At 68.1% G+C, this 24828-nt stretch carries 24 protein-coding genes; 3 read left to right on the top strand and 21 right to left on the bottom strand.

Annotated elements, in window-relative coordinates; all coding sequences use genetic code 11:
- Positions 1 to 214: 214 nt before the first annotated feature.
- The 4 genes from AYO52_RS17575 to AYO52_RS03930 all read right to left on the bottom strand — a co-directional run bounded on the left by AYO52_RS17575 (position 215) and on the right by AYO52_RS03930 (position 2782).
- A complete protein-coding gene (locus AYO52_RS17575) occupies positions 215 to 1180 on the bottom strand; it encodes a DUF3039 domain-containing protein (protein ID WP_172812108.1) in 966 nt (321 codons plus the stop codon).
- Between the two features lie 80 nt (positions 1181 to 1260).
- Positions 1261 to 1659, bottom strand: coding sequence for a helix-turn-helix domain-containing protein (locus tag AYO52_RS03940; RefSeq protein WP_067713528.1), 399 nt, complete (start codon positions 1657 to 1659; stop codon positions 1261 to 1263).
- 6 nt (positions 1660 to 1665) lie between these two features.
- Entirely contained in the window at positions 1666 to 2199 is a 534-nt protein-coding gene (locus tag AYO52_RS03935; protein WP_082923748.1) for a CdaR family transcriptional regulator, read from the bottom strand.
- Positions 2200 to 2233: 34 nt separating this feature from the next.
- Entirely contained in the window at positions 2234 to 2782 is a 549-nt protein-coding gene (locus AYO52_RS03930; RefSeq protein ID WP_067713640.1) for a hypothetical protein, read from the bottom strand.
- A 224-nt stretch (positions 2783 to 3006) separates the two neighbouring features.
- Here AYO52_RS03930 and AYO52_RS03925 point away from each other — a divergent pair, with 224 nt between their 5' ends.
- Positions 3007 to 3540, top strand: a complete 534-nt coding sequence (locus AYO52_RS03925) for a DUF6328 family protein (protein ID WP_067713522.1) — start codon at positions 3007 to 3009, stop codon at positions 3538 to 3540.
- 279 nt (positions 3541 to 3819) lie between these two features.
- On the opposite strand, the gene AYO52_RS18155 is transcribed toward AYO52_RS03925, so the two are convergent.
- From AYO52_RS18155 to AYO52_RS03870, 11 genes are all read right to left on the bottom strand, one after another.
- A complete protein-coding gene (locus AYO52_RS18155) occupies positions 3820 to 5532 on the bottom strand; it encodes a hypothetical protein (RefSeq protein ID WP_156523518.1) in 1713 nt (570 codons plus the stop codon).
- Positions 5525 to 6118: a signal peptidase I gene (locus AYO52_RS03915; RefSeq protein ID WP_067713516.1), complete on the bottom strand. Its 594-nt coding sequence runs from the start codon at positions 6116 to 6118 to the stop codon at positions 5525 to 5527. Before AYO52_RS03915 ends, AYO52_RS18155 begins: the two co-directional genes overlap by 8 nt.
- Before the next feature lie 85 nt (positions 6119 to 6203).
- The gene (locus AYO52_RS03910; protein ID WP_067713514.1) at positions 6204 to 6851 is read right to left on the bottom strand and encodes a SipW-dependent-type signal peptide-containing protein; all 648 of its coding nucleotides are present in this window, start codon (positions 6849 to 6851) and stop codon (positions 6204 to 6206) included.
- Between the two features lie 350 nt (positions 6852 to 7201).
- On the bottom strand, positions 7202 to 9844 hold the full coding sequence (locus tag AYO52_RS03905) for an ATP-dependent DNA ligase (RefSeq protein WP_067713511.1): 2643 nt from the start codon (positions 9842 to 9844) through the stop codon (positions 7202 to 7204).
- An 84-nt stretch (positions 9845 to 9928) separates the two neighbouring features.
- Positions 9929 to 10921 carry a Fic family protein gene (locus AYO52_RS03900; RefSeq protein WP_067713507.1) on the bottom strand — a complete coding sequence of 331 codons (993 nt, stop codon included), beginning with the start codon at positions 10919 to 10921 and terminating at the stop codon, positions 9929 to 9931.
- A 285-nt stretch (positions 10922 to 11206) separates the two neighbouring features.
- The gene (locus AYO52_RS03895) at positions 11207 to 12172 is read right to left on the bottom strand and encodes an NADP-dependent oxidoreductase (RefSeq protein WP_067713504.1); all 966 of its coding nucleotides are present in this window, start codon (positions 12170 to 12172) and stop codon (positions 11207 to 11209) included.
- 216 nt (positions 12173 to 12388) lie between these two features.
- Positions 12389 to 12946 carry a hypothetical protein gene (locus AYO52_RS03890; RefSeq protein ID WP_253701850.1) on the bottom strand — a complete coding sequence of 186 codons (558 nt, stop codon included), beginning with the start codon at positions 12944 to 12946 and terminating at the stop codon, positions 12389 to 12391.
- Between the two features lie 72 nt (positions 12947 to 13018).
- Positions 13019 to 13786 carry a sulfite exporter TauE/SafE family protein gene (locus AYO52_RS03885; RefSeq protein WP_067713497.1) on the bottom strand — a complete coding sequence of 256 codons (768 nt, stop codon included), beginning with the start codon at positions 13784 to 13786 and terminating at the stop codon, positions 13019 to 13021.
- 303 nt (positions 13787 to 14089) lie between these two features.
- Positions 14090 to 16276, bottom strand: a complete 2187-nt coding sequence (locus tag AYO52_RS03880; RefSeq protein WP_067713495.1) for an Ig-like domain repeat protein — start codon at positions 16274 to 16276, stop codon at positions 14090 to 14092.
- 40 nt (positions 16277 to 16316) lie between these two features.
- Entirely contained in the window at positions 16317 to 17558 is a 1242-nt protein-coding gene (locus tag AYO52_RS03875) for an Ig-like domain-containing protein (RefSeq protein WP_082923746.1), read from the bottom strand.
- Positions 17559 to 17586: 28 nt separating this feature from the next.
- Positions 17587 to 18795, bottom strand: coding sequence for an Ig-like domain-containing protein (locus tag AYO52_RS03870; RefSeq protein ID WP_067713489.1), 1209 nt, complete (start codon positions 18793 to 18795; stop codon positions 17587 to 17589).
- Between the two features lie 186 nt (positions 18796 to 18981).
- Here AYO52_RS03870 and AYO52_RS03865 point away from each other — a divergent pair, with 186 nt between their 5' ends.
- Positions 18982 to 20088, top strand: a complete 1107-nt coding sequence (locus tag AYO52_RS03865) for a Ku protein (protein ID WP_067713486.1) — start codon at positions 18982 to 18984, stop codon at positions 20086 to 20088.
- Positions 20089 to 20732: 644 nt separating this feature from the next.
- On the opposite strand, the gene AYO52_RS03860 is transcribed toward AYO52_RS03865, so the two are convergent.
- The 6 genes from AYO52_RS03860 to AYO52_RS03835 all read right to left on the bottom strand — a co-directional run bounded on the left by AYO52_RS03860 (position 20733) and on the right by AYO52_RS03835 (position 24558).
- Positions 20733 to 21290 carry a hypothetical protein gene (locus tag AYO52_RS03860; RefSeq protein ID WP_067713484.1) on the bottom strand — a complete coding sequence of 186 codons (558 nt, stop codon included), beginning with the start codon at positions 21288 to 21290 and terminating at the stop codon, positions 20733 to 20735.
- A gap of 123 nt (positions 21291 to 21413) precedes the next feature.
- Positions 21414 to 21758, bottom strand: coding sequence for a hypothetical protein (locus AYO52_RS03855; protein ID WP_067713481.1), 345 nt, complete (start codon positions 21756 to 21758; stop codon positions 21414 to 21416).
- A 62-nt stretch (positions 21759 to 21820) separates the two neighbouring features.
- The gene (locus AYO52_RS03850) at positions 21821 to 22330 is read right to left on the bottom strand and encodes a GNAT family N-acetyltransferase (protein ID WP_067713479.1); all 510 of its coding nucleotides are present in this window, start codon (positions 22328 to 22330) and stop codon (positions 21821 to 21823) included.
- An 18-nt stretch (positions 22331 to 22348) separates the two neighbouring features.
- A complete protein-coding gene (locus tag AYO52_RS03845; protein WP_156523517.1) occupies positions 22349 to 23212 on the bottom strand; it encodes a hypothetical protein in 864 nt (287 codons plus the stop codon).
- A 364-nt stretch (positions 23213 to 23576) separates the two neighbouring features.
- The gene (locus AYO52_RS03840; RefSeq protein ID WP_067713474.1) at positions 23577 to 23855 is read right to left on the bottom strand and encodes a hypothetical protein; all 279 of its coding nucleotides are present in this window, start codon (positions 23853 to 23855) and stop codon (positions 23577 to 23579) included.
- 118 nt (positions 23856 to 23973) lie between these two features.
- Positions 23974 to 24558, bottom strand: coding sequence for a YdcF family protein (locus AYO52_RS03835; RefSeq protein ID WP_253701847.1), 585 nt, complete (start codon positions 24556 to 24558; stop codon positions 23974 to 23976).
- A 73-nt stretch (positions 24559 to 24631) separates the two neighbouring features.
- Here AYO52_RS03835 and AYO52_RS18815 point away from each other — a divergent pair.
- Positions 24632 to 24828, top strand: a 197-nt coding sequence (locus AYO52_RS18815; protein ID WP_371517259.1) for a Ku protein, incomplete at its 3' end; no start/stop codon positions are given.

Here is a 24828-nt window from a genome sequence, read left to right as displayed (position 1 = left end):
ACAGTCGGCCCCCTGTCGCGTTGCGTCGAAACCCCCGCTGAACTGCGATGCCCTGCAGGGCCCGTTCAGGGCATTGCAGGTCAGCGCCTCCGGGAGAGCGGGGCCCGCGTCCCCAATCGGGTCGCTGGTTGTCCACTGGGGGTCGGCGGCGCAGGGCCATGAGGCTACCTCAGCGTGTGTCACTATCCTGATGCCCCGATGCCCCGATGCCTACTCAGAGTGCCGCGTATCTCTCCGCGCACTTCGGACAGAGGGGCAAAGAGTGATGGTCTTGCCGCGGGACGAAAAAAGGGCCGCAGAGTGCGCGTACGGCTTCCCCGTTAATCGTCTTGCCCGCAAGGTGCTCACGATGGGTGTAGTGGCTCATCGACCCCGGCTCAGAGAGAGCCAGGTCGCCCGCTGCCACCAAGGTCGCCAGAGCCTCCCGTCGCTTCGCCCATGCCCCCGGGTCCGCGATGTTGGAGTAGATGTCCCCGTAGCGATCCCAGCCCTGCTCTGGCGGATCAATCGAGATCAAAATTCGAATCGTCAATTGCCATAAGAGATCACTCGCAGCGAAGCGTGGCTCAGGCGTGATCTCCACGGTGATTTCGTCCGCTCGATAGTCATCTTCGCGCACGGCCTCCACGCTGAAGTTCACGTGAGCGAGATCGCCTACTCCGGGGATCGGATGGTGGACTCGGGCTCGGTACTCCCCACCGGAGTGAACACTGCGCAGTGCGTCAAGAACTGTTCGCTGGGCCTCCAGTTCCCACTCGGTACGGAGGCGTGCTGCAGTCTCCTGCTTGAGAAGTCGCACATCAGCGTCGTTCGGAAGCAAGTGATCGACGGACCCGCGCTTGTCAGCCCGCGCGACCTGCTTGTAAAAGTCGTCGCGGTCCTCATGGTTGCCTTTCGCGAGTCCAGCAACCAGAAGCCAGCAGACTCCTGTCTCGCTGTCTATCCAGACCCCGCCCCGCCACTGCGATTGTTTGATCTCCAGGAGCGGCAACCGTGTCGAGCCTCCTATGGGCCCGACGTAGTTGTCGTTGTCGTTGTCGGGGCCGAAGGACTCCATCGCCTTCGCAACGATCGGATGCGGAAGTTCACTGAGTGGATGTAGGTCGGACAACCGCTCATCAGCCAGGGCTCGCCGCGGGAGTGCCGAATCCCAATCTGACGTCAGGTCCTCGCGGAGCACGCGGAGGGTTGGCCGAGCGCGACGATTGTGCACGCCGTCCATATTGCACGACGCCTAAGACACTCAGGGCGAGGTCTTCGTCAGAGCAGGTCGGCGATTTCGTCCTCGACAGAGGCGGTGGTCTTCTGCTGGTGCGCGAAGCGCTCGGCGAGCTCGCGCTGATCGCGGTTATGGCGTGACTGGAATTCGAGAAGGTCGCGCACGCGAATGCGTCGGTCGCGGCCCACTCGATGGAAGAGGATCTCCCCGCGGTCCAGCAGCTTGTAGAGGTGGGAGCGGCTCATCCCGAGTCGCTCGGCCGCCTGGTTCGGGGTGAGCGTGGAATCAGCGTCAATTGTGATGACTTCATCGCCGTCACGCACTCGGCGGGTCAGGTCGAGGAGAAGGTCGCGCAGTTCAGGGCCAGCGTCGGATCGCGCGAAATCTTCGAGGGCGTCGAGTTGATCGACGGGAACGTTCTCGGTCGCGAGAGCATGCATTAGAGGTCACTCCTGCTCGCCGCTGACAAGGCGGGATTTCGTTGAATGCAGATGTTGCACGTGTCGTATATGTCGCAGATGACGCAAGCGTACGGCAGGCGAGCGCCCATGCCAAGACCATCCGTCGCTCGTGAGGGGGCGGGTGCGTGGATCACTGGGAGCCGGCCGCGGCGTTAACACCCCGCGTCTCACGCCCCCCGGCAACTCCGCCAATCGCAGCGCCAGCCGCAGCTCCAGCGCCCGGTCGCCGCGGCGCCAGCCGGTGCCCAGTACGGAATCGAGCCGGTCGAGCCGCTGGTACACCGTGTTGACGTGCACGAACAGTCGCTCGGCGGTGGCGGAGGGGTTGCCGTCGGCGCCGAACCACGCCCCGAGGGTGTCGAGTAGCGCGGTGCCGCGGGTGCGGTCGAAGTCGCGCACCGGGCCGAGGTTGCGCTCGATGAACTGCGTGACGAACTCGCGGTCGACCTCACTGAACAGCAGCGCGTAGCCATCGGGGGAGTACGACGACGACAACGGCCGCCACCGCCACCCCCGCACGCAGTCGCTCGCTCCGGCCGAACCGGCCGGGTGGTCAGCTGAGCTGCCCCAACAGCTCCTTCCACACCGGCCGCCAGTAGTCGATCGCCTCGGCCGAGTCGAGCTTGGTGTGGGTCAACCCGACCGAGGCTTTTCCGCCGGCTTTGTCGCTGATATTCACCGCGACCCGTGTGCCGTCGGCCAGCGGGACGCGCCAGTAGCGCCACTTCTCCGACCGAGTCACCGACGCCTCGCAGTCCACCGGGATCCCGCCGAACTCCTCGCGCCCGGCGACGAGCTCCCCCCACGCCTGCAGCGCCGAGTCCTTGTCCCCCGCGACCGTCCGCGAGGTGGAGAGCTGGAAGTCACCGTCGCAGGACTGACCCGGAACGCGCAGGCCGGCGTGCTGCTCGTAGGCGATGGCGGTGCCCTGCGCCCACCATTCGGCCCGTTCCACCGACTCCGGCATGTGCTCGAGCGTCAGCCGCGCGATCGCGGTGTGGGCCATCTCCCGAGCCCCGGCCTGCTCGAGCAAGTCGACCCATTCGTCCCACGGGCGGCCGGTAGCGGAGGCGATGGCGGCGGTGTTGGACGGCTTGACCATGCGCTCATCGTGCCGCACCACCGGGCCCGCGGTCGTCGATTGCCGTCGCCACCCACTGCCACGCCGCCAGCCGCGACCGACAACCGCGCTGACCTGGGGTGCCCTGCAGACCCCGTTCAGGGCACCCCAGGTCAGCGGCCCGGCCGGGCGAATCGCCGGTTGGACCCCACCGCCGCGGCAACCGGACGATCATCGAGGGCACGCGTAGGAGGGAGGGGAGCGGCATGGACATCGAAGGAGCCGACGAGCCCGGACGGGCCACCGAACACCACGAGGCCTCTGAACGCAACGAGACCGAAGCGCAGCGCATCGACCGCAACTGGATCGAGCTGCTGCAGGAGTTGCGCATCGTCCAGACCGGCGGCCAGGTGCTCACCGGCTTCTTGCTGGTGTTGCCGTTCCAGGATCGTTTCGCTGAGATCGGCGACGGCGCTCGCGCCCTCTACCTGGCGGTGCTCTCGCTGACGCTGGCGTCGACGGTGCTCCTGCTGGCGCCGGTGATGATCCACCGCGCGGTGTTCCGCTCCCACCGCAAGGATCGGGTGCTGCGGCTGTCGGCGAGGCTGGCCCGTACCGGGTTGGCGATCCTGGCCATCGCGCTGGTGGGTCTGGTGGCGTTGGTGTTCCCGTTGGTTCTGGGCACCGCGTGGGGCCTCGTCGCGGCGGCCGTGATGGCCGCGTTCGTCGCGGTCATGTTGTTCGCGGTCCCGGTCCGTGTCGGCCGTCATGCCGCGACGAATCCGTACGTCTCTGACTGACCGCCGAGCCGGACCGCGGCACACGACGCCCCCTGAACACTGCCCTGACCTGCGGTGCCGTGAAGGGCCCGTGCAGGGCGCCGCAGGTCAGCGACTTGTGGGTGACTACTCGTCCGCGAGAGCGGTCCTGGTTCGGGGCTGTGGGTGCGTCGCCGGAGAGTACGACGACGAGGTCAGCTCCGGCCGCCGTTCGCCGCCACCCGGTGTGCGGAACCGGCGGACGGGCTCGGCCCCGACCACGATCCTTCCGTGGCCGGGGCAGCTTTCCGTGCGGGGCTCCTACGCTTCGGTTGTCTCGACCGCGCTCGTCAGCTCGGTGCCGGTGTCGGTACTCGCGCCGGGGGCCTGCTCGGTGGCGGTGGCGGCCGTCGGGCTGGTCGTCACGGCGACAGTGGTCAGCGACGGTAGGTCGAAGATCCACCCGGCGGTGCCGTCGGGCCGGAGCATGGCCTGGTCGGCGGAGTCGTCGAGCTGGAAGGCGATGACGATCTCGTAGTCCCGTCCCGGTGACAGGGAAGTGGTCGTCGAACGCGCGGCTCGCTCGCAGTCCGAGCTGATCCGTGAGGCCTCGCGGGTAGACCCGCCGGGGCGAACCTCGGCGAAGTCGTCCGGGGCGACGGACGCCCACCGGTCCGGGCCCGCCTCGGCGGAGGTGGTGATGCTCAGCGTGAGCTCGACTCCGCAGCCGGGCGTCCGCACGATGTCGTCGACCTTCGCGGTGCCCAGTTCGACGCCGTCGCGGTTCACGACTGCGAATTCTCGCCCGACGCGCACTGACTCAGGCTCCTGGGGGCCGGTGGGGGCGGTGAGGGCTGTAGTCGGCTCGCTGGTTGTGGGCGCAGCGTTCTCTGTCGGGACTGCGGTCTCCGCGCCGGCGGACTCGCCTGACTCGGCTCGGGGATCAAGATCCGCGGTCTCGGCGTCGAGCGGACCCGGGGATTCGGCGGATGTGGTCGCACTCGTAGTGGCACCGGTGGCCGAGTCGTTCGCGGCGTCGTCGAGTGACGGGAGGGAGTTCCCGTCGTCAGGGCCTTCGGGCGCATCCTCGTCGACGATATCGATGATCGGCTCGAGCGCAGTGAGTGCCTGAGCGGTGCGGAAGGACGCAACTGACGGTGCCAAAGACTGGAAGTTCGTGGCGGTCGGTTGTGCAAGGTTCTCTTCAATCCCCCGCGAGACACCACACTCGGCGTTGGCCAGGATGAGGTGGAGAGTCCAGGGATCACCCGTAGCACCATCTGCGGTCACGTGGAGTCTGAGCTCAGCTCTGGCGTACCCGAGTCCGCTCACTTCAGTGCGTTGTAGGCGGGCGGTGTAAGTGACGCTCCCGTACGTCCGTTGCTTTCGCGTCTCGCTGTTCCGACCCGGCATTGGCACTTCTACAAGGCTGTTCCCGCGTCCGAGATACACGGACTCATATACGGAACCGTTCTTTGTAAACCCTGTCACTCCCGGCTTTCCCGGCGTACATGCTGCCGTTGCGATGGAAGGCCTGGCGTCGTCCGCGGTGGCGTAGCGAACGAGTGGTAGGCCCACACTCGACACTTCCAGTTTGGACGACTGCGCCTGGGCGAAGGCGGTGGCTGTCGACTGCGGGTCTTCGGAACAGATCAAACCGGTCGTTGTGGAACGCGCACAGACGGTTCCGGCGACCGATGCGGGAATGCTGAGGAGCGCGCCCCGGACACTACGTGTGGTCGGGCCGGTAGAGAGCCCGAGCTCCGCACTATCGGACTTGCCGAGCGCCTCGACCTTGCGAAGGTTTTCCTGGTCAGCGATCCGGTAGGTCATGCTCCCGTACGCCGCAGTCGCGCGAGCACTGTTTCTGCCGACGTCCTTGTGGGTCGTAAATGACGACGTTCCGGTTACGGTGTCCTGCCAGCTGGCCTCTGTCGGACGCACGGAGCCGACGACCAGGGCAACGCTGGCGACGAGGAGGAACACTCCGGCGATCGTTAAGGAGGTCCGCAGTTGCGGGTGAAACTTACGCATCTGCGTTCGTCCTCTCGACCTCGTCATCACTCTCGTCCCTCGGCCAGAAGGCCCACAGCACGCCCAGCGCGGCGAGCAAGGTGATCCCGCCCAGAACAAACGGGTTGCTGAACCAGACGATGACGTTCGCCAACTCGGGCACCGACCACAGCACCTTGCGCACCGTCTCTACCCGGTACATGCCAGGGTCGACGTCGGGGTTGGCATCACCCTTCATCTGCACGAGCGCCTCGCCCGGCGTCTGGGGAAACACCTCGACCACCCGGTGGGTGACCGGGAGCTGGCCCTCTCCGCGATCGACGGTGATGACGTCGCCCACCCGGATCTCGTCGGCGGAGATCTCCTTGACCACAGCCACTGACCCGGTGGGGATCGTCGGGGACATCGACCCGGTCTTGAACATGATCAGGGAGATGTTCATCGTGATCGCGAGGATCACCAGCACCACGCAGAGGACGCCGCCGGCGGCCAGGACATTGCCGATGCCTGCCCCGATGTACGACCACACCGACCGGCCTCGCGGGGCCCGGTGCGAGGTGGCAACGGCGGGGGCCTCAGACGGCGTCGGCGCGGTCGGCGTGCTCATGCGGTCTCCTAACCGGAACGTGAACAAGAGTGTTCAGTCATTGCGGTGGTGGGCTCGATGCGCCCACCACGGCAATGCGAGTGGATCAGACGGGATCCTGGGAGGTCGCGGCGAACTGCCACTGGATCTTCTCGGAAGTCACATTCGCGACATCGAGGGTGGCTCCGGCGTCAAGGGTCGCGGAGAAGCAGAGCCAGCGGTAACCGCCCGCCTCGACGTCGGTTGTCAGCACGGGATCGGTCATCGCTGCGCCGATGGCCGTCGCTGTGCCGAAGGTGGCGTCTGCATCGCATGTGGGCGCAGTGAGCGCGGTGCCGGCGTCGGCGACGGCCACCTTGACGAGGTTCGCGAGCTTGCCGGCGTCGGAGGTCGTGCGGGTCAGCGTGATGTCCGCGCCGAGGTTCTCCTTGGTCTCGCGGAGGCCGACCAGCTGATAGACGGGCACGCCCGGGATGAGGGCGTTGGCGTTCTGGGTGAAGGTCATGGGGCCCGCATCATCAGCGGTCACGAACTCATCCCAGCCTTCCTCGGTGCCGGTGAAGTTGCCCTGGATGTTGAAGTCGCTGCCCGCGGTACCAAAGGTGCCCGCGCCCCAGACGGTGTCCGACCACGCGGCCAGGGTGACGGCGGCGCCGACGCCCAGCACGAGACCGGACGCCATGATGGCGCGGGCCTTCTTGCGGCGGTTCTGGTTCTTGGCGGCGGGCTGGGGGGTCTGGGGCGCAGTGCTCATGGCGAGCCTTTCTGAGAGAGCGACTGGGGCACCAACTCAACTTGTTGATGCATCTCATTTAGTGTTGCTTATCTACCGTCGGGTAGCAACCGTTGCGTGGGGAAGTGTTCAGAAAGTCACATTCCGCCAGAACCTGGGACAACCGTTAATTTGCACCGCATCTGAGGCGGTCCTCGGCTTTCGCGGGGGTGAACAGACCAGTCTGGACGCTCGTCCTGATTGACGGATCTGGAGCGTGCGGAACGAGCGCGACGGAGCGGTAGCGCTCCCCGCCCTTAGGTAGGGCTCAGCGGGAGCCCCCGTCAGTACCGGGCGGCCGGTGAGAGCCGCCGTAGGGTGCGCACCGGTGCCTACAGATCCCCGGGCAGCTTGTCGCGGCGGATATCGCGCCAGGAGGACTGGCGCATGTGGCCGTCGTCTGTGAAGCCCTGGTGGCGCACCTCCACCACGAGCTTGGGCAGGACCCAGATGGCGTCGCGGCGGGCGTCGGCGGGCAGTTGCTCAACGAACGGACTGGTCTTGCGCTTGAGCGGCTCGAGCTCCTCGAGCAGCGCGCGGGCCTGCTTGTCGGTGAAGCCGGTGCCCACGCGGCCGATGTAGGTCAGTCCGGTCTCGGTTGGCAGGCCCAGCAGCAGCGAGCCCAGTGATCCGGAGCGCCCGCCCTTGCCCGGCCGCCAGCCGCCCACCACGGCCTCGGTCGTGGTGAGCAGCTTCTCTTTGAGCCACGCCTTGGATCGCCGGCCCGACTCGTAGCGCGAGTCCCGGCGCTTGGCGACGATGCCCTCCCAGCCGGCGTCCTCCGCCTCGGCCAGCGCGCGGTCGCCGGGGCCGTCGAGCACCTCGGGCACGTGCACCCGGTCCACGCTGGTCAGCGCCGGGGTGAGCAGGTCCAGTACCTCGCGCCGCCGCTCCCAGGCCTGCGTCCGCAGGTCCACGCCGTCCACCTCCAGCACGTCAAAGACAAACAGCTCGACCGCTGGGAGCGACGAATCCTGCCCCTCGGCCGCGGCCTGCTTGGCCAGTGACGCGAAGTCCGGGACGCCGTCGGAGCCCAGGATGACCAGCTCGGCGTCGAGCACCGCGGGCCGCTCGAGCGCATCGGCGAGCCCGGGGAAGCCGTCGGTCAGCCAGTCCATCGAGTTGCCGTTGCGGCTGACCAGGCGCGCCTGCCCGCCGGCGCCACTGGTCGCGATGGTCACCCGGTAGCCGTCCCACTTGCCCTCGAACGCCCACTTGTCGTCGGGCAGCTCGGTCACCGTGGCGGCGGTGGGGATCATCGGCAGCGGGGGAGCGTCGGGGCGGTCGGCGCTGTCCGGGTCGCGGGACGAGCCCCGGGACGCCGCGCCCCCCGAGCCGCCGGACGACGGGCCGCCCGACCGCGCCCGCTTATCGCCCTCGGGATACGACGACTTGGGGTTGTCGCGCCCCCCGTAGAACGAGTCCGGCGACTGGTCCTTCATGTATTGCACGATCCACTGGTTCTTCTCCGCGCTGGTGCGCACGAGCACGAAGCGGCCGGAGACCTTGTCGCCGTGCAGCCACACGATGATCTCGTCCTCGCGCCATTTCTCGCACTCGTACCAGCCGCGATCCCAGATGGTCATGTGGCCGGCGCCGTATTCGCCCTTGGGGATGGTGCCCTCGAACGTCTCGTAACCGAGCGGGTGGTCCTCGGTGTTGACGGCCAGCCGCCGGTCCTTGGGCTCGGTCGGCAGGTTCTTGGGCACGGCCCACGACGCCAGCACCCCGTGGTGCTCGAGCCGCAGGTCGAAGTGCAGTCGGCGGGCGTGGTGCTCCTGAATGACGAAGATCGGCCCGTCGACGTCGTCGCGATCGGTCTCGACCTCACCGTCGAACGGCTCCGGCGTCTTCCGACGGTCCCGCTTACGCCGGTACTCGGCCAGGCTGGTGACCACCGCGTCCTCGCTGGTGGGCTCGGCGTCGCAGCCCTCCACGTCTGTGGAGTGAGCGGCGTCGGTCGAGCCGGTGTCGGAGCGCTCGGGGTCCTCGTCATCGGACGACGACGACGAGCTCTTCTTGCTGCCCCCCGATTTCTTCGCCCGCGATGCCGAACCGGTGGAGGAGGTCGACTTCTTCTTGGTGGGCTTCTTTGTGGCCGGCCCCTCGAGCCCGTCGAGGAGGTCGCCGGCGGAGTCCAGGCTCTTGAGGACCTCATCCCAGTGCAGGTGCGCGAGCCCGCCGTCGCCGAGTTCCTCCCACGAGCGGGGAGCGGCGACCCACGGTTCGGCCCGCCCACGCAGGGAGTACGGCGCGACGGTGGTCTTGGCGCCGCTGTTCTGACTCCAGTCGACAAACACCTTGCCCTCGCGGATGGAGCGCTTCATGGTGGCGGTGACCAGGTCGGGGGTCTGCTTGGCGAGCGACTGCGCGATCTGCTTGGCGACCTTGGAAGCGCTGGCGGCGGTGACGGCCTTGTCCAGCCGGGCGTAGAGGTGGATGCCCTTGGACCCGGAGGTCACCGGGAAGGAATCGAGTCCCGCCTCGGACAGCAGGTCGCGGACGCGGAGGGCCACCTTCGCCGTCGTATCCAGATCCACGTCCTCGCCCGGATCGAGGTCGATCACTATCCGTCGTGTCCGCCCCGGCTCGTCATTTTCCAGGGTCCACTGCGGCACGTGCAGCTCGAGCGCGGCCTGCTGGGCGAACCACGCGAGCGTGGCGGGGGAGTCCAGCACCGGGTAGCGGACGGACCGCGAGGAGTGCTCGATCGCCACGCGCGGCACCCAGTCGGGCGCGTGGGAGGGGAGGTTCTTCTCGAAGAACGAGTCGGCGTTGGTGCCGTCGGGCCACCGCTTGCGCGTCACCGGCCGCCGCCCCGCGTACGTCATGAGCAGCGGGGCGACGGCCAGGTAGTACTCCAGCACATCGGCCTTGGTGGTGCCGGTGGCCTCGTAGAGCACCTTGTCGGCGTGGGTGAACCGGATGGTCCGCCCGTCGACCTCGACCGACTCTTTGGTCCCCTTGCTCGCCATGGGTCCACTCTGGCACTCGGGTCGGACATCAGCGACCGGCCCGCCCGCTGCTAGAGGCTCAGTTCACATTGTCGGGGCTCGGTGTCATTGCCGCTTGTAGCGACTCGTCAGGTAGTCCTCGACCCACTTGGCACTGGAACGCCATTGTCCGTCGGCCCCTCTGGTCGCCTGCAAAGTTCCTCGGTTGGCGGCGGTTCGTAGGGCGCTGGCCGACACCTCGGGTGTCGCGAGTGCAGCGAGCGGGACGATCCGCGCGGGCCCGGCGATCGCTGGAACGATGAACTTGTAGAGGTTGTCCAGAATTGCTCTGGCGATGAATTCCCCCAAAGCCCCACCATCGCCGCCGTCGGCTCGTTGCAACGCCCGCAGGTAACGCGACCTGTCGTTCTTGTAGATAATCGCGGGCGGGTAGCCCAGCCGAACAAGCATCAGGTTGAGGACCAGGCGGCCCGTCCGCCCGTTTCCGTCCAGGAAGGGGTGGATGTATTCGAAATCGCGATGGAGTGAGGCGATATCCTCAGCGAACGTGGGGGTGCGGGGTTTGAGTGCGCTTACCCGCTCGAGCCAGCTGTCGATCTCGGCGGGCACCATAGGCCAGCTCGGTGGCTTCATCCCGCCCGGAAAAGTGGCGATTTCGTGCTGCCGGAACGAGCCGGGCCCCTCTGCCGGGGTCGCCTCGGGGTGCGGCTCGACATCCCACACTGGCTGCATGACCCGGTGGTGGATGTTGCGGATTTCCGTCAGTGTTATGGCCCGCTCGGGGTCGAAGCTCTCTGGTTGAATTCCCTGCTTGTACACCCATTCCGAGGCATCGGCGTACCCGCGGACCTCCATGTACTCCCGCAATTGCTTCCCTCCGACGGCTCGTCCCTCTTTCAGCAGTTGCTCGACCTCGCGGCCAATGAGCGTGTTGCCTTCGATCGCCGTCGAATGATGGGCCTCCTCTGTCCAGATGTCGGTCCAGATGTCCGCTGCCTCGGCGGGACTCGGTAGTCCCCCGAGACGCTGCCAGAGTTCGGCGATCTGGGTGTCGAGGCGGGTGTAGATGTCTGAACGCGATGGTCGGCCTCGTGCCATGTCGCTCCAATGTGTACGCGTGGGAAGAAGTAATCGAACCGTTCGACTTGGTGGTGAAATTGCTGGTGGGCGTTCGCAAAGTGTACGGTACGAATTTTTTCCGGGGAGCGTACAGCTATGGTGAGGCAAGCAGGCTTCGCACTCCGCTGAGGGGCTCGGCGGTGTTGCTGACCGATCGGAGCTGTTGGCGCTGCCGGCGAGAGGTCGGCGGGAGAACGGTACGACTGACGACGCCGGCCCGCGACCGAAACCGGCTCGCGACGGGCCCACGCTGCGCCCCCACCATCACCGCGTGAAGTCGATGACCAACCGCCCCCGCGTCCCGCCGGCTTCAAGCCGCTCGTGGGCGCGCCACGCGTCCTCGGGCGCGTAGCTGTCGGCAACGCGGAGAGTGGCGACGCCGTCTTCCGCCAGCTGCCGTAGCTCGTCAAGCTTGCCCTGCTCCTCGGCCATATCCGCAACGCTCACGGCATGGACCTTGAGGTCGCGGCTGCCGTCGCCCTGGTACCAGCGCACCGTCGCGACCGCGCCGCCGGTCTTGACCGCGGGGAGCACGGCGGCGTCCTGCACGGCTCCGTCGAAGAGTCCGTCCACACCGTCGGGGTAGAGCTCGAGGATGCGGTCGGCGACGCCCTCGCCCCGCCGCACGATCTGGTCGGCGCCGAGCGACCGCACCAGCTCCTCGTCAGACTCGGACGCATCGGCCACCACCACGAGGCCGGCATGCTTGGCCAGCTGCACCACGTACCCACCGGTCGATCCGGCCGCTCCGGTGACCGCGAGCACCTCACCGGGCTTCAACCCCAGCAGGTCGAGAGCGCGCCGGGCGGTGAGCCCGTTCATCGGAAGCGTCGACGCGGCGACGTCGTCGGCATCGCGGGGCGCGGCGGCGATCGACTGTGAGGGCAGGACGATGTCCTCGCGGTACGCACCGTGCTCGTCGCGGGGCACCACGATCCCCATGACCCGGTCGCCGACCGAGAGGGAGGTCTGCGCGTTCTCGCCGATCTCGACGAGCGTTCCCGCGATGTCCATGCCCGGGACGTCTGCTGTCCCGCGCGGGGTTCCGGTCTTCGAACGGGAACCGTTGCGCGTGTAGGTGTCGGTGGGGTTCACGGTGGCGGCCGTGACGCGGACGCGAACCTCGGTCGGCCCGAGTTCCTGGGCGGGGACGTCGACGACCTGCAGGGCGTCGGGGCCCCCGTAGGTCGTCACTCCGACGGCGCGGACGGTGCTGGTTGAGACGGTCATTGTTCCTCTTTCCCGCGGGCCCCGTGAGTCCGGACGGCTCCGCTGGATTGGTGGTACGAGTGACTGCTTCCCCGCCGAGTAACCACGCGCCTGTGTGGAACATTCCGGCCGGGCCCGCGGTCCCTCGCCCCAGAAGGGTGAGAGCCCCGAGGGTGACGACGACGACGGCGACCCGTCGCCCCACCGTCACCGACACCCGCGTGGCCACGTCGCCGGTCAGGCGTGGCTACCGATGAGCTCGTCCATCGACTCCCCGGACTGCTTCGACCACAGGCTGAACGCCGCGCTGGTCATGGCGGCGGCCGCGTAGAGGGCGGAGGCCAGCCCGTGCTCGCTGATCGCGGTGCGCATGCCTGCGGTTGCGTCGCAGTCGAGCAGGACCGCATCGCACAGGCCGGCCATGCCGTCCGGGGCGTCGGGAAGCCGTGCGCTGTCGCGAACCGTGGCGATGACGGCGGCGGGCAGCTCCGGCGCCACCGACTGGGCGAGCTGCGCGAAGCGGGAGGCCACGGTCAGGGCGTCGGGGATCGGCGGGGGCGAGGCGTCGGCGGTCAGCTCGAGGGCCTCGAGGAGCTCGCCGGCGGCCGAGGTGTCGCCCCGTTCGTGGGCGTAAAGAACCGCCCGGACCTGATCGACGGCGGCCTTGTGGCGCTGCTGCGCGCGTTGCATCCCGGCCTGGAGGTCGGCGACGGTCGCGGTCTGTACATCGACGCCTTCTCGGACCAGGAGCGGGGCGAATCGTTCGTACTGTGCGCGCTGTTCCGGGGATGCCATGGCCCCATTGTGTCCCCTCGGCGCGAACAGGCCCGCGGCGCATCGGCCGTCACGGCGAGGCCGGCCCACCGTTCAGAGGACCCCGGCCAACCCCCCGATCCCTCGTCCTAGGAGGGTGAGAGCCCCGAGGGTGACGACGACGACGGCGACCCGTCGCCCCACCGTCGCGGACACTCGCGTGGCCACCATGCCGCCCAGGAGAATGCCGATCGGAACCATCGCCACCACCAGCCCGATCACGCCGATCGGCGGCAACCCGGAGATCGGGGCGGCACCGAGGCCGACCTTGGTGATGACGGAGGTCGCGCCCATGGTGAAGAAGATCGGCTGCAGGGTGGCGGCGAAGGACCGCTGGTTCCAGCCCGTCGCCTGCGCGTAGACCAGCATCGCGGGCGCGGCCACGCCCACCGCGGTGTTGAGGAATCCTCCGGCCGTGCCGGCCACGGTAGCCGGCCACCGGCCGCCCACCTGCGGGATGCGCACGAGTGCTGTGAAGACGAGGGTGCCCAGCAGAGCAGCGCCGATCACCACCTCGAGCCAGCTGCGGTCGGCAGCGCCCACGAGGAGGGCGCCGGGCACGGACCCCACGACGATCAGCGGTGCCAGGTGGAGATAGCGGCGCCAGTCGATGTCACGCCACAGCGTGATCGCGATGAGGGCCGCGGATACGGTGGTCGTGATGTTGGTCAGCAGCACTCCGGCGACGGGCCCCAGCAGCAGCGCCAATGTCGGCGAGACCACGAGCCCGACGCCCATCCCGCTGACCCGCTGCAGGACCGTGCCCAGGATGACGGACGCCGCCGCCACGAGCAGGAGGAGGGGACCGACGTCGGCGGGCATGGGGACAGCTTTCCAGTGGCGGTGCGCCGCTTGCGAGATTGGTGGTGTGCAGGGGGTGATCACGACGACAACGACAACGACCGCATTTCCCGGAAAATGCGGTCCGGCCCGGACACCACGTGGGCGCCCGGGCCGGTGTGAAATCCAGCCGTGAGCGCATGGGCGATACGCTGACAGAGACCGAGCGCCGGCACCCCACGCGCATCGCAACCACCGGCACCGACGTGTATTGCTCGCGGCGCTAAACGGATAACGCCGCCGACCCGGGAGGGTCGACGGCGTCTGCCGCGCGTTGTGCCGCTGTCAGTTGGGGAGCTGAGCGGCGCTACCGGCGAGGGCGTTCAGGCTGCCCAGATCGAGTGTTGCGAACCAGTCCGCCGAGCCGCCTCCAATGGCGAGCGAGCCCAGGTCGAGCGAGCCAGTCATCGGGTCGATGACGATGGTCGTCTCGACCTCACTGGACCAGTACCGATTGGAGTCCGTCGGTGTGAATACCGCAGTCACCGGGTACTCGCCGTACTCGGTGAAGGTGTGCTCGACAACGGCCACACCGTCGACCACGTCCACGACGTAGTCCTGCCCGTCGATAGTGAACGTGACGGTCCCCTCCGCGCCGGCCGGGGCGACGGTGGCGGTGAGCGCGGTGGGCTCGTCCAGGACGACGGCGTCGCCCACCGCGATCGCCAGCTGCGTGGTCTCCGTGGTCACGGAGACGCTCTCGCTGTCCGAGCTGGTGGTGTACCGGTCCGGGTTGGCCGGTACGAAGGTGGCGGTCACGGTCGCCTCGCTGGGCGCATCGAGCGTGAACTCAGCGGTGGCGACACCGGCAACGAGCGGAATCGTCTGGGTCTGACCGTCGACGACGAACTCGACGTCGCCCACGGCATCTGCCGGAGCGACCCGCGCGGTCGCCGAGAGCGTGTCTCCGGAGATGACCTCGACCGCATCAAGCTCGAGGTTTGTCTCGGTCGCTTCCGTTTGGACGTTCGCCGTGGTCTGGCCGGCGCTGGATGCGTACCGGTTGCTGTCGGTTGGCGTGTACTGGGCGGTCACCGGGACCTCACCGGTGGCACCGAACTGGTGGACAGCGGTGGCCTCTCCGTCGGCGACGTCGACAGTGTAGGTCTCGCCTTCGACCGTGAAGGTCACCGTGCCGGCAGCATCAGCGGGAGTGACGTTCGCCCGCAGGGTCGAGTCTTCGCCCACGCGGGCAATCTCCGGGGTGACCTCGACGGCGGTCTCGGTCTGCTCACTGCTCACCGAGACTCCCTCCGTGTCGGAGGAGGTGGTGTAGCGCTGCGGGTTCTCGGGAACGAACGTCGCGGTAACGGTGGCGTTCTCCGGGACGTCGAGCGTGAACTGCGCGCTGGCGGACCCGCCGGTGACGGGTACCGTCTGCGACTGGTCGCCGACGGTGAACTGGACCTCGCCGGCGGCGTCGGTCGGAGTCACGGTGGCGGTCGCCGAGATGGTGTCACCCGAGATGACGTCCACGGCGTCGAGCTCGAGGTTCGTCTCAGTTGCTTCGGCCTCGACCTGGACTGTCCCGGTGCCCGACGACGCCTGCCACTGGGTTGTGTTCGTCGGGGTGAAGGTCACTGTGACCGGCTTGGGGCCGGTCGTCTCGAACGTCATGGTGGTGTTCGCGACTCCGTTGATGACCGGAACGGTCTCACTCTGGCCATCTGCAGCGAAAGTCATCGTGCCGGCCGGAGTGTTGGAGCCGGCGGCGGCGGAGACCGTAGCGGTGAGGTCGACCGGCTGGCCCACGCGAGCAACCGTCGGCGGGACGGACACCTGGGTTTGCGAGTTGACCGCGCCGAGGCTGAACGACTCGATATTGGCGGATGTCCGAGTTGCGGGACCTGACGGCGACGGGAAGATGCGCGACTCGATAAGACGGGCCCCCGCCCGGTAGACGGTCCCGCCTTGAGCGTTGGCGGGAATGTTGAAGGAGACCCACCCTGCACGAGAATCCTGACCCCGTACGAATGACGGGCCCAGGTCACCGACATTACGGAGCAGGTCGCCGATGCCGTTGATGCCGCTGAGGTTTGCGGAGAGCCCACCGACGAAGTTGCCGCCCTGCTCCCAGTTCCCCGGGGAGTAGAGTGCTCCGCCCGAACTGCGGTAGGTCAGCCCGTTTGGGGCGTCGATGCCGTACAAGAGAAGCGCCGTGTAATTGGGGGTCGTAACGGGCGGGAGCCACGACACTGGCCGAGTGACCGTGTCCCGGGCTTGAGTGTTCAACGCTGTGATGTCGTACCGGACATATCCGCCGGGTCGGAGGTCACTCTGCGCATGGTTCACCGTGACGGTGGTGCGGAAGTTGCCGAGCGTGGCCGTACCGGCCTCTGCCGTGTTCGGGCCGATGCCCGGCACAACACCGATCATGAGGGCGAGGACAGCTGTCACTATGAGGGTGGCGCGCGTCCACCACGCGAAGGTCTGCCGGGGCGTGTTCAGTGTGCCCGTGGGTGTGGGGATCATACGTGACTCCTGGGTTCTGGGGATGGGTATGGAGCGGGCGTCAGCTGCCGAGACTGCCGGTGAGACTGCCGAGCAGAGCGGGCTCGGGCTCGGGGAAGACGGGGTCGACCGGCTCCTCCGGCTCGGGCTCCACGACGACCTCGCCCGGGACGGTGACCTCGACGGTCCGTGCGTCGGATTCGGACGACAGGTACTCGTCGTCTCCGACATAGCGGGCGGTGACGGGATGCATGCCGGGGTCGCGGAACTTCCACACGAGCTCGGCGGTACCGTCCTCGCCCACGGCGGACCGACCGATGAGGGTGTCCCCGTCGTAGAACTCGACCACACCGCGTCCGGGGTTCGGGGTCACCTCTGCGGAAACGCGGACATCGTCACCGGTGAGCGCTTCCAGCTGGACTTCGATCTCGGTGTCGGTCTGGTAAGTCGAGTGGACCTTCGTGGTGGACAGCGCCTGTCGGCCCAGACCAGTGGCCGAGCAGTAGTTCGCGTGGCCCACGGTTGCCGTCAAGTTCACCCCGAAGGCTCCGACCGAGTATGTGTTGTACTCCGTGAGGAATCCGGTGCTTATGTCCTGCCCAGCAGCGGGAGCGACGGGGCCGGTGCGCAGGCCGGTGGTCACGGTGGCACCGTCTACACCGGTCAGGGTCAGTTCGATGGCGGGTAAGCGGAACTGCTGATTGGCGCCGGTGCGAAGCCCCTCGCCCCAGCCGCCGCCGTTGTTCAGTGTCCGGTCCCATGCCGGTCGGTTGTGAACAGTGAGGTTGCCAGCAGACACCCTGAGGAACTCGCCCGTCGACGAGGGTTGGCCGGCGGCGTTGATGCGAGTCAACGTTGGACTGCCGGTGAGGCCTTGTGCGGTGCCGGGGACGATGCGGGAACCGACGAGCGTGGCACCGGCTGGGACTCGGAAGTCGTAATTGAGTCGGGAGACCTCGCGGTCCCGCATCATGGCGCCCGGCTGGAGTCGGACGGTGAATTCCGTTTCCGGCTCGACGCGCTCGGGAGCCGTCACCGTGACGGAGTCCGAGATCTCGCTCGTGTTGAACGTGGTGGTCGAGATGAGAGGCCGGAGGGCGCCAACCGCCCAACTTGGGATCCAGCTCGGGGGGTCCTGGAGGACCTCATTCGGGTTCGGGTAGGGCACCCCGACGCAGGAATGTGTCACCGGTACCTGGCGGGGTTGTGCTTCCTGCGCCGTAGCGGTGGGGGAGAGGGTGGCGAGAAGACCGGCAGTGAGCACGGGGAGTGCAAGCGCGGTACCGAAGCGACGAGACGTCATCGGTGGGCTCCTTCAGGTGGGGTCGGTGTCAGGAGGCGGACAGGCTGCCGAAGATGGAGGACAGGGAGCCGCCGGTGGGCTCGGCCGGAGCCGGCTCGACGGGGTCAGTGGGTTCTGGGTCGGATCCGATGACCGCGAGTACGTGGGTGTTGGAGAGCGGGGCGCTGTTCCCGTCTGCGTCGGTGTATTCGGCGGTGACGAGCTTCGTGCCCGGCACGTTGAAGGTCACGTCGAGGCGTGCGATCCCGCGGACGACCGGCCGAGGGGCGCCGATGGGGGCGCCGTCGGCAAAGAACTGGATGGAGCCGCCGTCGACATCGGCGATGGTGTCTTCGTCCTCCGCGACCCCGACATTCGCGGCGAAGGACGCCGACTGGCCGACGTCGGTCGAGCCGGGGCCCTCGAGGCGTGTGATCACGGAGCCGGGGTCGACCGGGCCGGGCTCGAGCACGTCGATAGTCGTGAGCGGTCCCGCGCCCTCGTTGAGTGGGGCCGTTGCCGAGCTGCGCGGCTGACAGGTCACCGGAGCTGAGACGGTTCCGATGATCGGCGCGTTGGCGCGGGCGAGAAGGCTGACGAACGACTCGTCCGAGCCGAACACGCCGGCTTGTCCATCGGTGCGGATGCCCGGCTCGACGACGCCCGGCTCACCGGCCTCGAGCACGAGCCGAAGTCGGGGGAAACTCAGTGTGGTTTCGTCGCCGCCGGACGGCCGAACCGCCATTCCCGCGGGGGAGGTCCGTGACACGTTCGGCCCGTTGCCGATGGTCTGGTTGGCCCCCGACAGTCGGAGGTAGTCACCGGTTGTCGATGGGACACCGTTCTCATCGATCCGGATGATGCTCGGTGCCACGCCCGCCGTGAACGAGCCTGGGTCGAGAATCTGGGCGCTGATGAACTCGGCGTTGTCGGGTACGTCGAGGTCAAGCTTGATCCGCGAGACGTCGGTCGCGCTGATCCCCTCGAACGATGTCGGGACGGTGACACCGTCGACCTGGAGGTCCACGGTGAAGACCTCTCCGGTCTCGACCGATTCCGGAGCGGTGACCTGAATCGCTGCCTCCGTCGTCACCGTGAGCGGGTCGACGATGGAGGCGGAGGGCGTTACTTCGCAGGTGATGTCGAAGGACTTCGTGGAGGTGACGGGCATCGTGGCCGCGGTGGACACCGCAGGTACCAGGGCGGGGATGAGTAGCACGCTGGCGAGCACGCCGGCTGGCTTGAGGTAGGACTTCATGGTGGTCTCCGCGAATGTTGTCGGCCGAAAGCTAAGTAAGAGCTTAAAGGAACACTGAGAACATCGCATCCGCACCATCCTGGTGTTACATCTGTCACCTTTGTCCGACAGGTAGGTCCAAGTGACAGCGACCGTGGGCACCGGCGTCCGGCTGCCACGAGCCCCCGTCTGTCGCATACTCATCCCATGCGATCCATCTGGAAGGGCGAGGTCTCCTTTGGTCTGGTGAACGTGCCGGTCAAGGTGTATTCGGCGACGGAGGACCACGATCTGCACGCGCGGCAGGTCGATAAGAAGGATGGCGTGCGCATCCGCTACAAGAAGGTGCGTGACGACAACGGCGAGGAGGTCGAGTTCTCCGACATCGCCAAGGCGTACGAGTCCGAGGACGGCGAGATGGTCATCCTCACCAAGGAGGACCTAGCGAGTCTGCCGGTGGAGCAGTCCCACGAGATCGAGGTGACGGAGTTCGTCCCGGCGGACCAGGTGGATCCGGTGGCCTTCGACAACGCCTATTTCCTGGAGCCGGCGTCTCGCTCGAACCGGGCGTACGTGCTGATGCGCGAGGCGCTGGAGTCCACTGATCGCCTGGCGATCTGCACGTTCACGCTCCGCAACCGGACCCGCCTATGCGCGCTGCGGGTGTACAAGGACATCCTGATGCTGCAGACGTTGCTGTGGCCTGATGAGATCCGCCCGGCGATCCTGGAGGGCCTGGACAAGGAGGCCAAGGTCCGGCCGCAGGAGGTCAAGATGGCGGCGTCGCTGATCGAGACGATGGCGGCGGATTTCGAGCCGGAGAAGTACGAGGACGACTACCAGCTCCAGCTCAAGGAACTCATCGAGGCCAAGGCGGCCGGGGGAGAGGCGTTCACGGTGGAGGAGAAGGACACCTCGGGCGACGATGACGGCGACGACGAGGTGGCCGACCTCCTCGCGGCTCTGCGGGCGAGTGTGAAGGACCGGGGCGGCAAGGCGGACGACGCCGACGACCAGGACGACGAGAGCGACGACGACGAGGACTCCGGCTCCGCCAAGAAGACCGCCAGCAAGAAGAGCGGGAGTAGCTCGGCAAAGAAGACTCCGGCCAAGAAGACTGCGGCGAAGAAGGCGCCCGCCAAAAAGGCCGCGGCAAAGAAGTCGATTGCCAAGAAGTCGACGTCCTCCAAGTCAGACTCCGGCAGCTCCGGCTCGAGCACGGCTAAGAAGTCGACAGCCTCAAAGTCCACGGCCAAGAAGGCCCCGGCGAAGAAGTCGACGGCCCGCAAGACGCCGGCCAAGAAGTCGGCCTGACCGCGCCCACCGTGTAGCAGTCCCATCGCGCGGTCACACCCGCCCACGTTTTCCCAGGACGCGTCGCCGGAACGGCTGCGTTTTCGCCCACTCGGTGAGCCTCGGACCGGTGCAACTCTCCGCTCGTGAGGGGCAAGCTGGTCGCCATGGCCACCCCTCCAACCCCGCCGACCGTCGGCTCGGTCGATCCCGCCCGCTACCGCCCCGCGGTCGCCCGCGGGGCGGTGAGTCAGGAGATCCCGGCCAACCACTCGCCGCACTTCGCCGGAGGAGGAGCCGACGCTACTCACGGCCACGCGCCCAGGTGGTGGCGGTGCTGGCCTACCTGGGCGCGGAGCGCCGGGGCGTATAGAGAACGACGACAACGACGACGAGCGCACCGGCTCCGCCAGTGAGGCCGCCAGCCCGATGAGCGCGAGCAGCTCGGCAGGGAAGACGCCGGCCGAGAAGACTGCAGCGACAAAGGGGCCCGCCAAAATGGCCGCGGCAGATTAGGGCGGTGAAGTTGGCCTGGCGGGGCCCGCCGAGCGGTCGAACCCGCCCACGTTTTCCCAGGACGCATGGCCGGCCGGAAAGCGGCCTTTGCGACCACTCTGCGAGCCGGGAGTGGCAGGCGATTGACCGTTGCCACGCGCGCCCGCCGCTCAGGCGTGCGCGCTGACGACCGTGTCCATCGTGTCCCCGGTGTGTGCGGCCCACCGGCTGAAGACCGCCGCTGTCATGGCCGCGGCGGCGTAGAGGGCGGACGCCGGCCCGTGTTCGCGGACCACGGTGCGGATGCCGGTGGCAGCGTCGCAGTCGAGCAGGACCGTCGCGCACAGCTCGGCCATGCCCTCCGGAACGTCGGCCACACGTGCCTTGTCCCGAACCGCGCCGATGACGTCCGCCGGTAGCTGCGGCGCCAGCGTCTGGGCGAGCTGGGCTAAGCGCGTCGCCACGGTCAGCGCGTCGGGGATCGGCGGGGGAGTGGTCTCGGCGCTCAGCTCCAGCTCCTCGAGAAGGGCGCCGGCGGCGGAGATGTCGTCGCGGGCGTGGGCGTCCAGGACAGCGCGGACCCGGCCGACCGCAGCGGAGTGGCGCTGCTTGGCGCGCTCCATCCCGGCGTCGAGGTCGGCGACGGACGCGGTCCACACATCGACGCCTTCGCGGGCCAGGAGAGGGGCGAGGAGCTCGAACTGTGCGCGCTGATCCGGGGATGCCATGCACCCATTGTCTCCGGTCGTGCCGCCAGGGTGCGCGCGGCCGCCCCCGCCTGCCCGATCGGCCGCCGGTGCGTGCGGTCGCCCTCCGGCCGACAAGCCCGTGCCCCGCGCCCGACCACCCGACTAACCCGCCTCGCGCCGCCTCACATTGGCGAGAACCCGGGCCACGCCGGCCAGGAAGTCCCGGCTGCGCCGCGCGGCCTGCTGCTCAAGGAGCAGCAGATCCAGCGCCCGGATCACCGCGGCCAGATCGGCGCCGGCTTCCAACCGATCCAGCGCCACGGCCGCCGCGACCGCCTGCCCCTCATGGAACGCCAGATCCGGCAGCACCGCCTCGACGGCCCGGGACAGCTCGCCCGCGGGCCGATCGTCGAACGCCGCACTCACGGAGACGCGGTACTGCTCGAACCGATCCCGGGCGGCGTCGAGCTCCTGGCGTAGGTTCGCGGTCGCAGACGTGGTCGACAAGCCTACGACGACGAGGTCACGCCCCCCTCACGGCCCCGCGGTCACCGTGACTGCGCACGCGGTCACACCCCGAACGCCGCGGGATAGCGGATGACGCCGCCCGGGACGGCAGAGGAGTCGTCGAGGGGCAGGGCCATCAACGCCTCGTCGGGGACGTCGAACGACGCGCGGATACCGAAGCTGGAGGCGCGGCGGAAGCCGAATCGCGGGTAGTAGCTGGCATGGCCCAGCACCACGACGAGTTGCTCGCCCATCGCCCGAGCCGAGGCCAGGGCCGCGCGGGTGGCGGCCGAGCCGGCGCCGGTGCGCTGGAACTCGGGCAGCACCGAGCACGGCGCCAGCGCGAGGGCCGGCTCGCCCCCGACGTGGCAGCGGGTGAGTAGCGCGTGGCCCACCGGACGTCCGTCGGCGGTCGCGGCGATCACCGACAGCCCGTCGATCCACGCGGCCGGGTCAGCGCGGAGGGCGTCGACGAGGTCGGCCTCGGCGGCAGTGGGAAAGGCGCGCAGGATGATGTCGCGGATCGCGGCGATGTCGGCGTCGGTCTCTGCTCGAGTGGTCCAGGTGGTCATGCGCTTTCCAAGACGGGGTCAGCCCGCCTCGACACGCACGAGCTCGGCGTGACCGTGGGTCCCCAGGCGGAGGAGGCCCTCGTCGTCGTCGACAGGTATAGCTATTCCTACCTTGCCGGTGGCGGTGCCGCCGGGGTACAGCTCGCCGTTCAGGGCGTGGGGGACGACGGCGACGTGGTCGTACCACTGGATGACCGTGCCGTCCTTGGTCACGGACGAGACGCCGATGAGGGTCGTGGAACCCAGCTTGTCGCCGACATAGGTGGCGGTGAGGTCGACCAGGGCCCACTCGCTGCCGGCGGGCGGCGGGTCGTTGAAGCGATTGGTGCCCATCACCTGCTCGGTGGCGTCGCGGTCGAAGGAGTTCATGACGATCTCCCAGTCGCCCACGCTGACGGTGTCGCCGGGCGCGGCGGGGTCCTCGCGGCTCCCCGTTGCACCGCCGGCCGCGGTGCTGCCGCCGGCCTGGCCCGAGGCGACCACCTCGTCGTCGTCGGTCAGCACCGAGGTGGGGGAGACGCCGGTCGCCACGACAAAGGCGAGCGCGGCGACGAGCACCCCGCCGAGGGAGGCGCCGATGCCCGCGATCGCGACGCCGGTGCGCTTGTGGGTGGAGGTGACGGCGACCAGGCTCAGGACGAACGCGATCAGCAGCACGATCCAGCCGAGCGGCATGATGCCGGGCACGCACGCCAGGAGGATGCCGAGCCCGGCGAGCACCACCGCGACGATTCCGAGAGTGTTGCGCTGCGTCACCGCACACGCCGCGGCCGCGTTCTGCGGCCATCCCTGCGGGGGAGCGGGGTGGCGGTGCGGCGCCGGCCCGGCGGGCTGGTCGTCTGCGGGCGGTCGTGCCCAGGGGGAGTGGTGAGGACCCGACATGCCCTCGAGGATTTCACGCTTATGGCGAGAAGTGTCGGCCGAGGTCGGGAACGCTGCGCCCGGGCGACACCGCTGGTCGCTGTCCGCGTCTCGGACCGTCGAAACAGCGGACAATGAAACACTTAGCCTTGCTCCGTATAACTGACGCTTGTGAACTGGCGCGGCCGTTCCTATAGTGGGCCTCGTTGGCGAAACATGATCCCCCCTCATCTCGCCGACCCCGCCGCGTCGCGCGGAACACGCGGACCATCCCCGGTCGCGACCCGCGCGTCGTGCGATGGAATCGCCGGCGGTCGCTGACCCCCCTTCCGCGGCCGCTGGCGGTTCACCCCCGTGGAGCGCCAGCGCCGGACCCTGTGGTGGGTCAGCGGTTGACGAGCTTGAAGAAGGTGCTGCCTTCTCCGCTGGCCTTCTTCTCCTGGTACAGCAGGGCGAGCCCCTGCGAGTCGAACTTCTCGAACCACTCGTCCCAGCTGATCTGCGCAAGCGATTCGTCGCCGGCGCCGCCGGGGAAGTCGAAACGCAGGACGCCGGGGTCGTCGCCCTTGCCGGTATCGCGGACGCAGGCGGGCTTGCCGTTGTTGCTCTCGACCCACTTACGGATCTCGTCGTGGTCGGTCGTGGTGGTGGACTCGGATGACATGTCGGACACTCCTTCTGAAGTGAGGCGGTGTGTCCCTTCCGATGGCACCACCGGGGTCGCCTCCGATCAACCGGTCTGGCCCTAGGGCGGATTGTCGTTGCCGGGCCAACAGCGCGGTTCAGCAGGCCGGCTTGAGGAATGCCTTGAAGTAGCCGCCGGTCTCGTGGAGGAGGGCGTGACGCCGGGAAATCTGAGTTGGACGGGGCGTGTCCGTAACATAGACAGGTCCGTCAAAGCACTGTTCGAAGTAGATACGGACCCGCGAAACGTGCCCCCAGTAGGTCACCACGAGGAGCGAGTCGTACCCGCGCTGTCGTGCAATGCGCGTTACGGCGGTAGTTTCGCCCTCGGTGGTGTCAACGTCGGGGGAAAAGCACTCGACGTTGATCTGACGACCGCCGCGGGCGAACACCGGCGTGGAGGCACAGTAGGAGCCGATAGCGGCGTCGTAGCGGTCGGAGGCGCTGGGCGGCCGGGAAACAAGTATGTGGTTGGCCACTCCGTTCTCGGCGAGGTGACGGGCGTAGACGTAGCGATCATCATTCGCGCCGGCGACCACCACGATCGCGTCGACGGGCCCTGGAGAGTCGACCTGCGGGAAGAGCACGGCCTGCGCCGCAGTTAACCCAGTCGCCAGCAGCCCTGAGAGCAAGGCAAGGGCAAGCGCCATGATGCTGCTGCGGCGGCGGGAGCGTGGTCTCACGGATTTAGGCTACGGAGCGTGAACCCGGGGGTAGTCCGCCCGGTTGCCCCGGCCCGCTTTTGTCGGCCCACGCCTGCGATCGATCTGGAAGGGCGAGGTCTCGTTAGGTCTGGTCAACGTGCCGGTCAAGGTGTACTCGGTGACGGAGGACCACGATCTGCACGCGCGGCAGGTGGACAAGAAGGACGGGGTCCGCATCCGCTGCAAGAAGGTGCGGGACGACAACGGAGAGGAGATCGAGTTCTCCGATATCGGGCCCTTCCGGATTTA

It is taken from the genome of Dietzia sp. 111N12-1 (assembly GCF_001658045.1).
GTDB lineage: Bacteria > Actinomycetota > Actinomycetes > Mycobacteriales > Mycobacteriaceae > Dietzia > Dietzia kunjamensis.
Note: the sequence above shows the minus strand (reverse complement) of the source record. Positions and strands in the feature narration are given on the sequence as shown.

Coding starts and splice junctions, on each gene's coding strand:
- AYO52_RS03860 (WP_067713484.1), bottom strand. CDS start 21,290: ATGGCATCCCCGGATCAGCGCGCACAGTTCGAGCTCCTCGCCCCTCTC.
- AYO52_RS03880 (WP_067713495.1), bottom strand. CDS start 16,276: ATGATCCCCACACCCACGGGCACACTGAACACGCCCCGGCAGACCTTC.
- AYO52_RS03915 (WP_067713516.1), bottom strand. CDS start 6,118: ATGAGCACGCCGACCGCGCCGACGCCGTCTGAGGCCCCCGCCGTTGCC.
- AYO52_RS03925 (WP_067713522.1), top strand. CDS start 3,007: ATGGACATCGAAGGAGCCGACGAGCCCGGACGGGCCACCGAACACCAC.
- AYO52_RS03885 (WP_067713497.1), bottom strand. CDS start 13,786: ATGCCCGCCGACGTCGGTCCCCTCCTCCTGCTCGTGGCGGCGGCGTCC.
- AYO52_RS03930 (WP_067713640.1), bottom strand. CDS start 2,782: ATGGTCAAGCCGTCCAACACCGCCGCCATCGCCTCCGCTACCGGCCGC.
- AYO52_RS03900 (WP_067713507.1), bottom strand. CDS start 10,921: ATGGCACGAGGCCGACCATCGCGTTCAGACATCTACACCCGCCTCGAC.
- AYO52_RS03910 (WP_067713514.1), bottom strand. CDS start 6,851: ATGAGCACTGCGCCCCAGACCCCCCAGCCCGCCGCCAAGAACCAGAAC.
- AYO52_RS03840 (WP_067713474.1), bottom strand. CDS start 23,855: ATGTCATCCGAGTCCACCACCACGACCGACCACGACGAGATCCGTAAG.
- AYO52_RS18155 (WP_156523518.1), bottom strand. CDS start 5,532: ATGCGTAAGTTTCACCCGCAACTGCGGACCTCCTTAACGATCGCCGGA.
- AYO52_RS03875 (WP_082923746.1), bottom strand. CDS start 17,558: ATGACGTCTCGTCGCTTCGGTACCGCGCTTGCACTCCCCGTGCTCACT.
- AYO52_RS03905 (WP_067713511.1), bottom strand. CDS start 9,844: ATGGCGAGCAAGGGGACCAAAGAGTCGGTCGAGGTCGACGGGCGGACC.
- AYO52_RS03845 (WP_156523517.1), bottom strand. CDS start 23,212: ATGTCGGGTCCTCACCACTCCCCCTGGGCACGACCGCCCGCAGACGAC.
- AYO52_RS03895 (WP_067713504.1), bottom strand. CDS start 12,172: ATGACCGTCTCAACCAGCACCGTCCGCGCCGTCGGAGTGACGACCTAC.
- AYO52_RS03870 (WP_067713489.1), bottom strand. CDS start 18,795: ATGAAGTCCTACCTCAAGCCAGCCGGCGTGCTCGCCAGCGTGCTACTC.
- AYO52_RS03940 (WP_067713528.1), bottom strand. CDS start 1,659: ATGCATGCTCTCGCGACCGAGAACGTTCCCGTCGATCAACTCGACGCC.
- AYO52_RS03850 (WP_067713479.1), bottom strand. CDS start 22,330: ATGACCACCTGGACCACTCGAGCAGAGACCGACGCCGACATCGCCGCG.
- AYO52_RS03890 (WP_253701850.1), bottom strand. CDS start 12,946: ATGGCATCCCCGGAACAGCGCGCACAGTACGAACGATTCGCCCCGCTC.
- AYO52_RS03865 (WP_067713486.1), top strand. CDS start 18,982: ATGCGATCCATCTGGAAGGGCGAGGTCTCCTTTGGTCTGGTGAACGTG.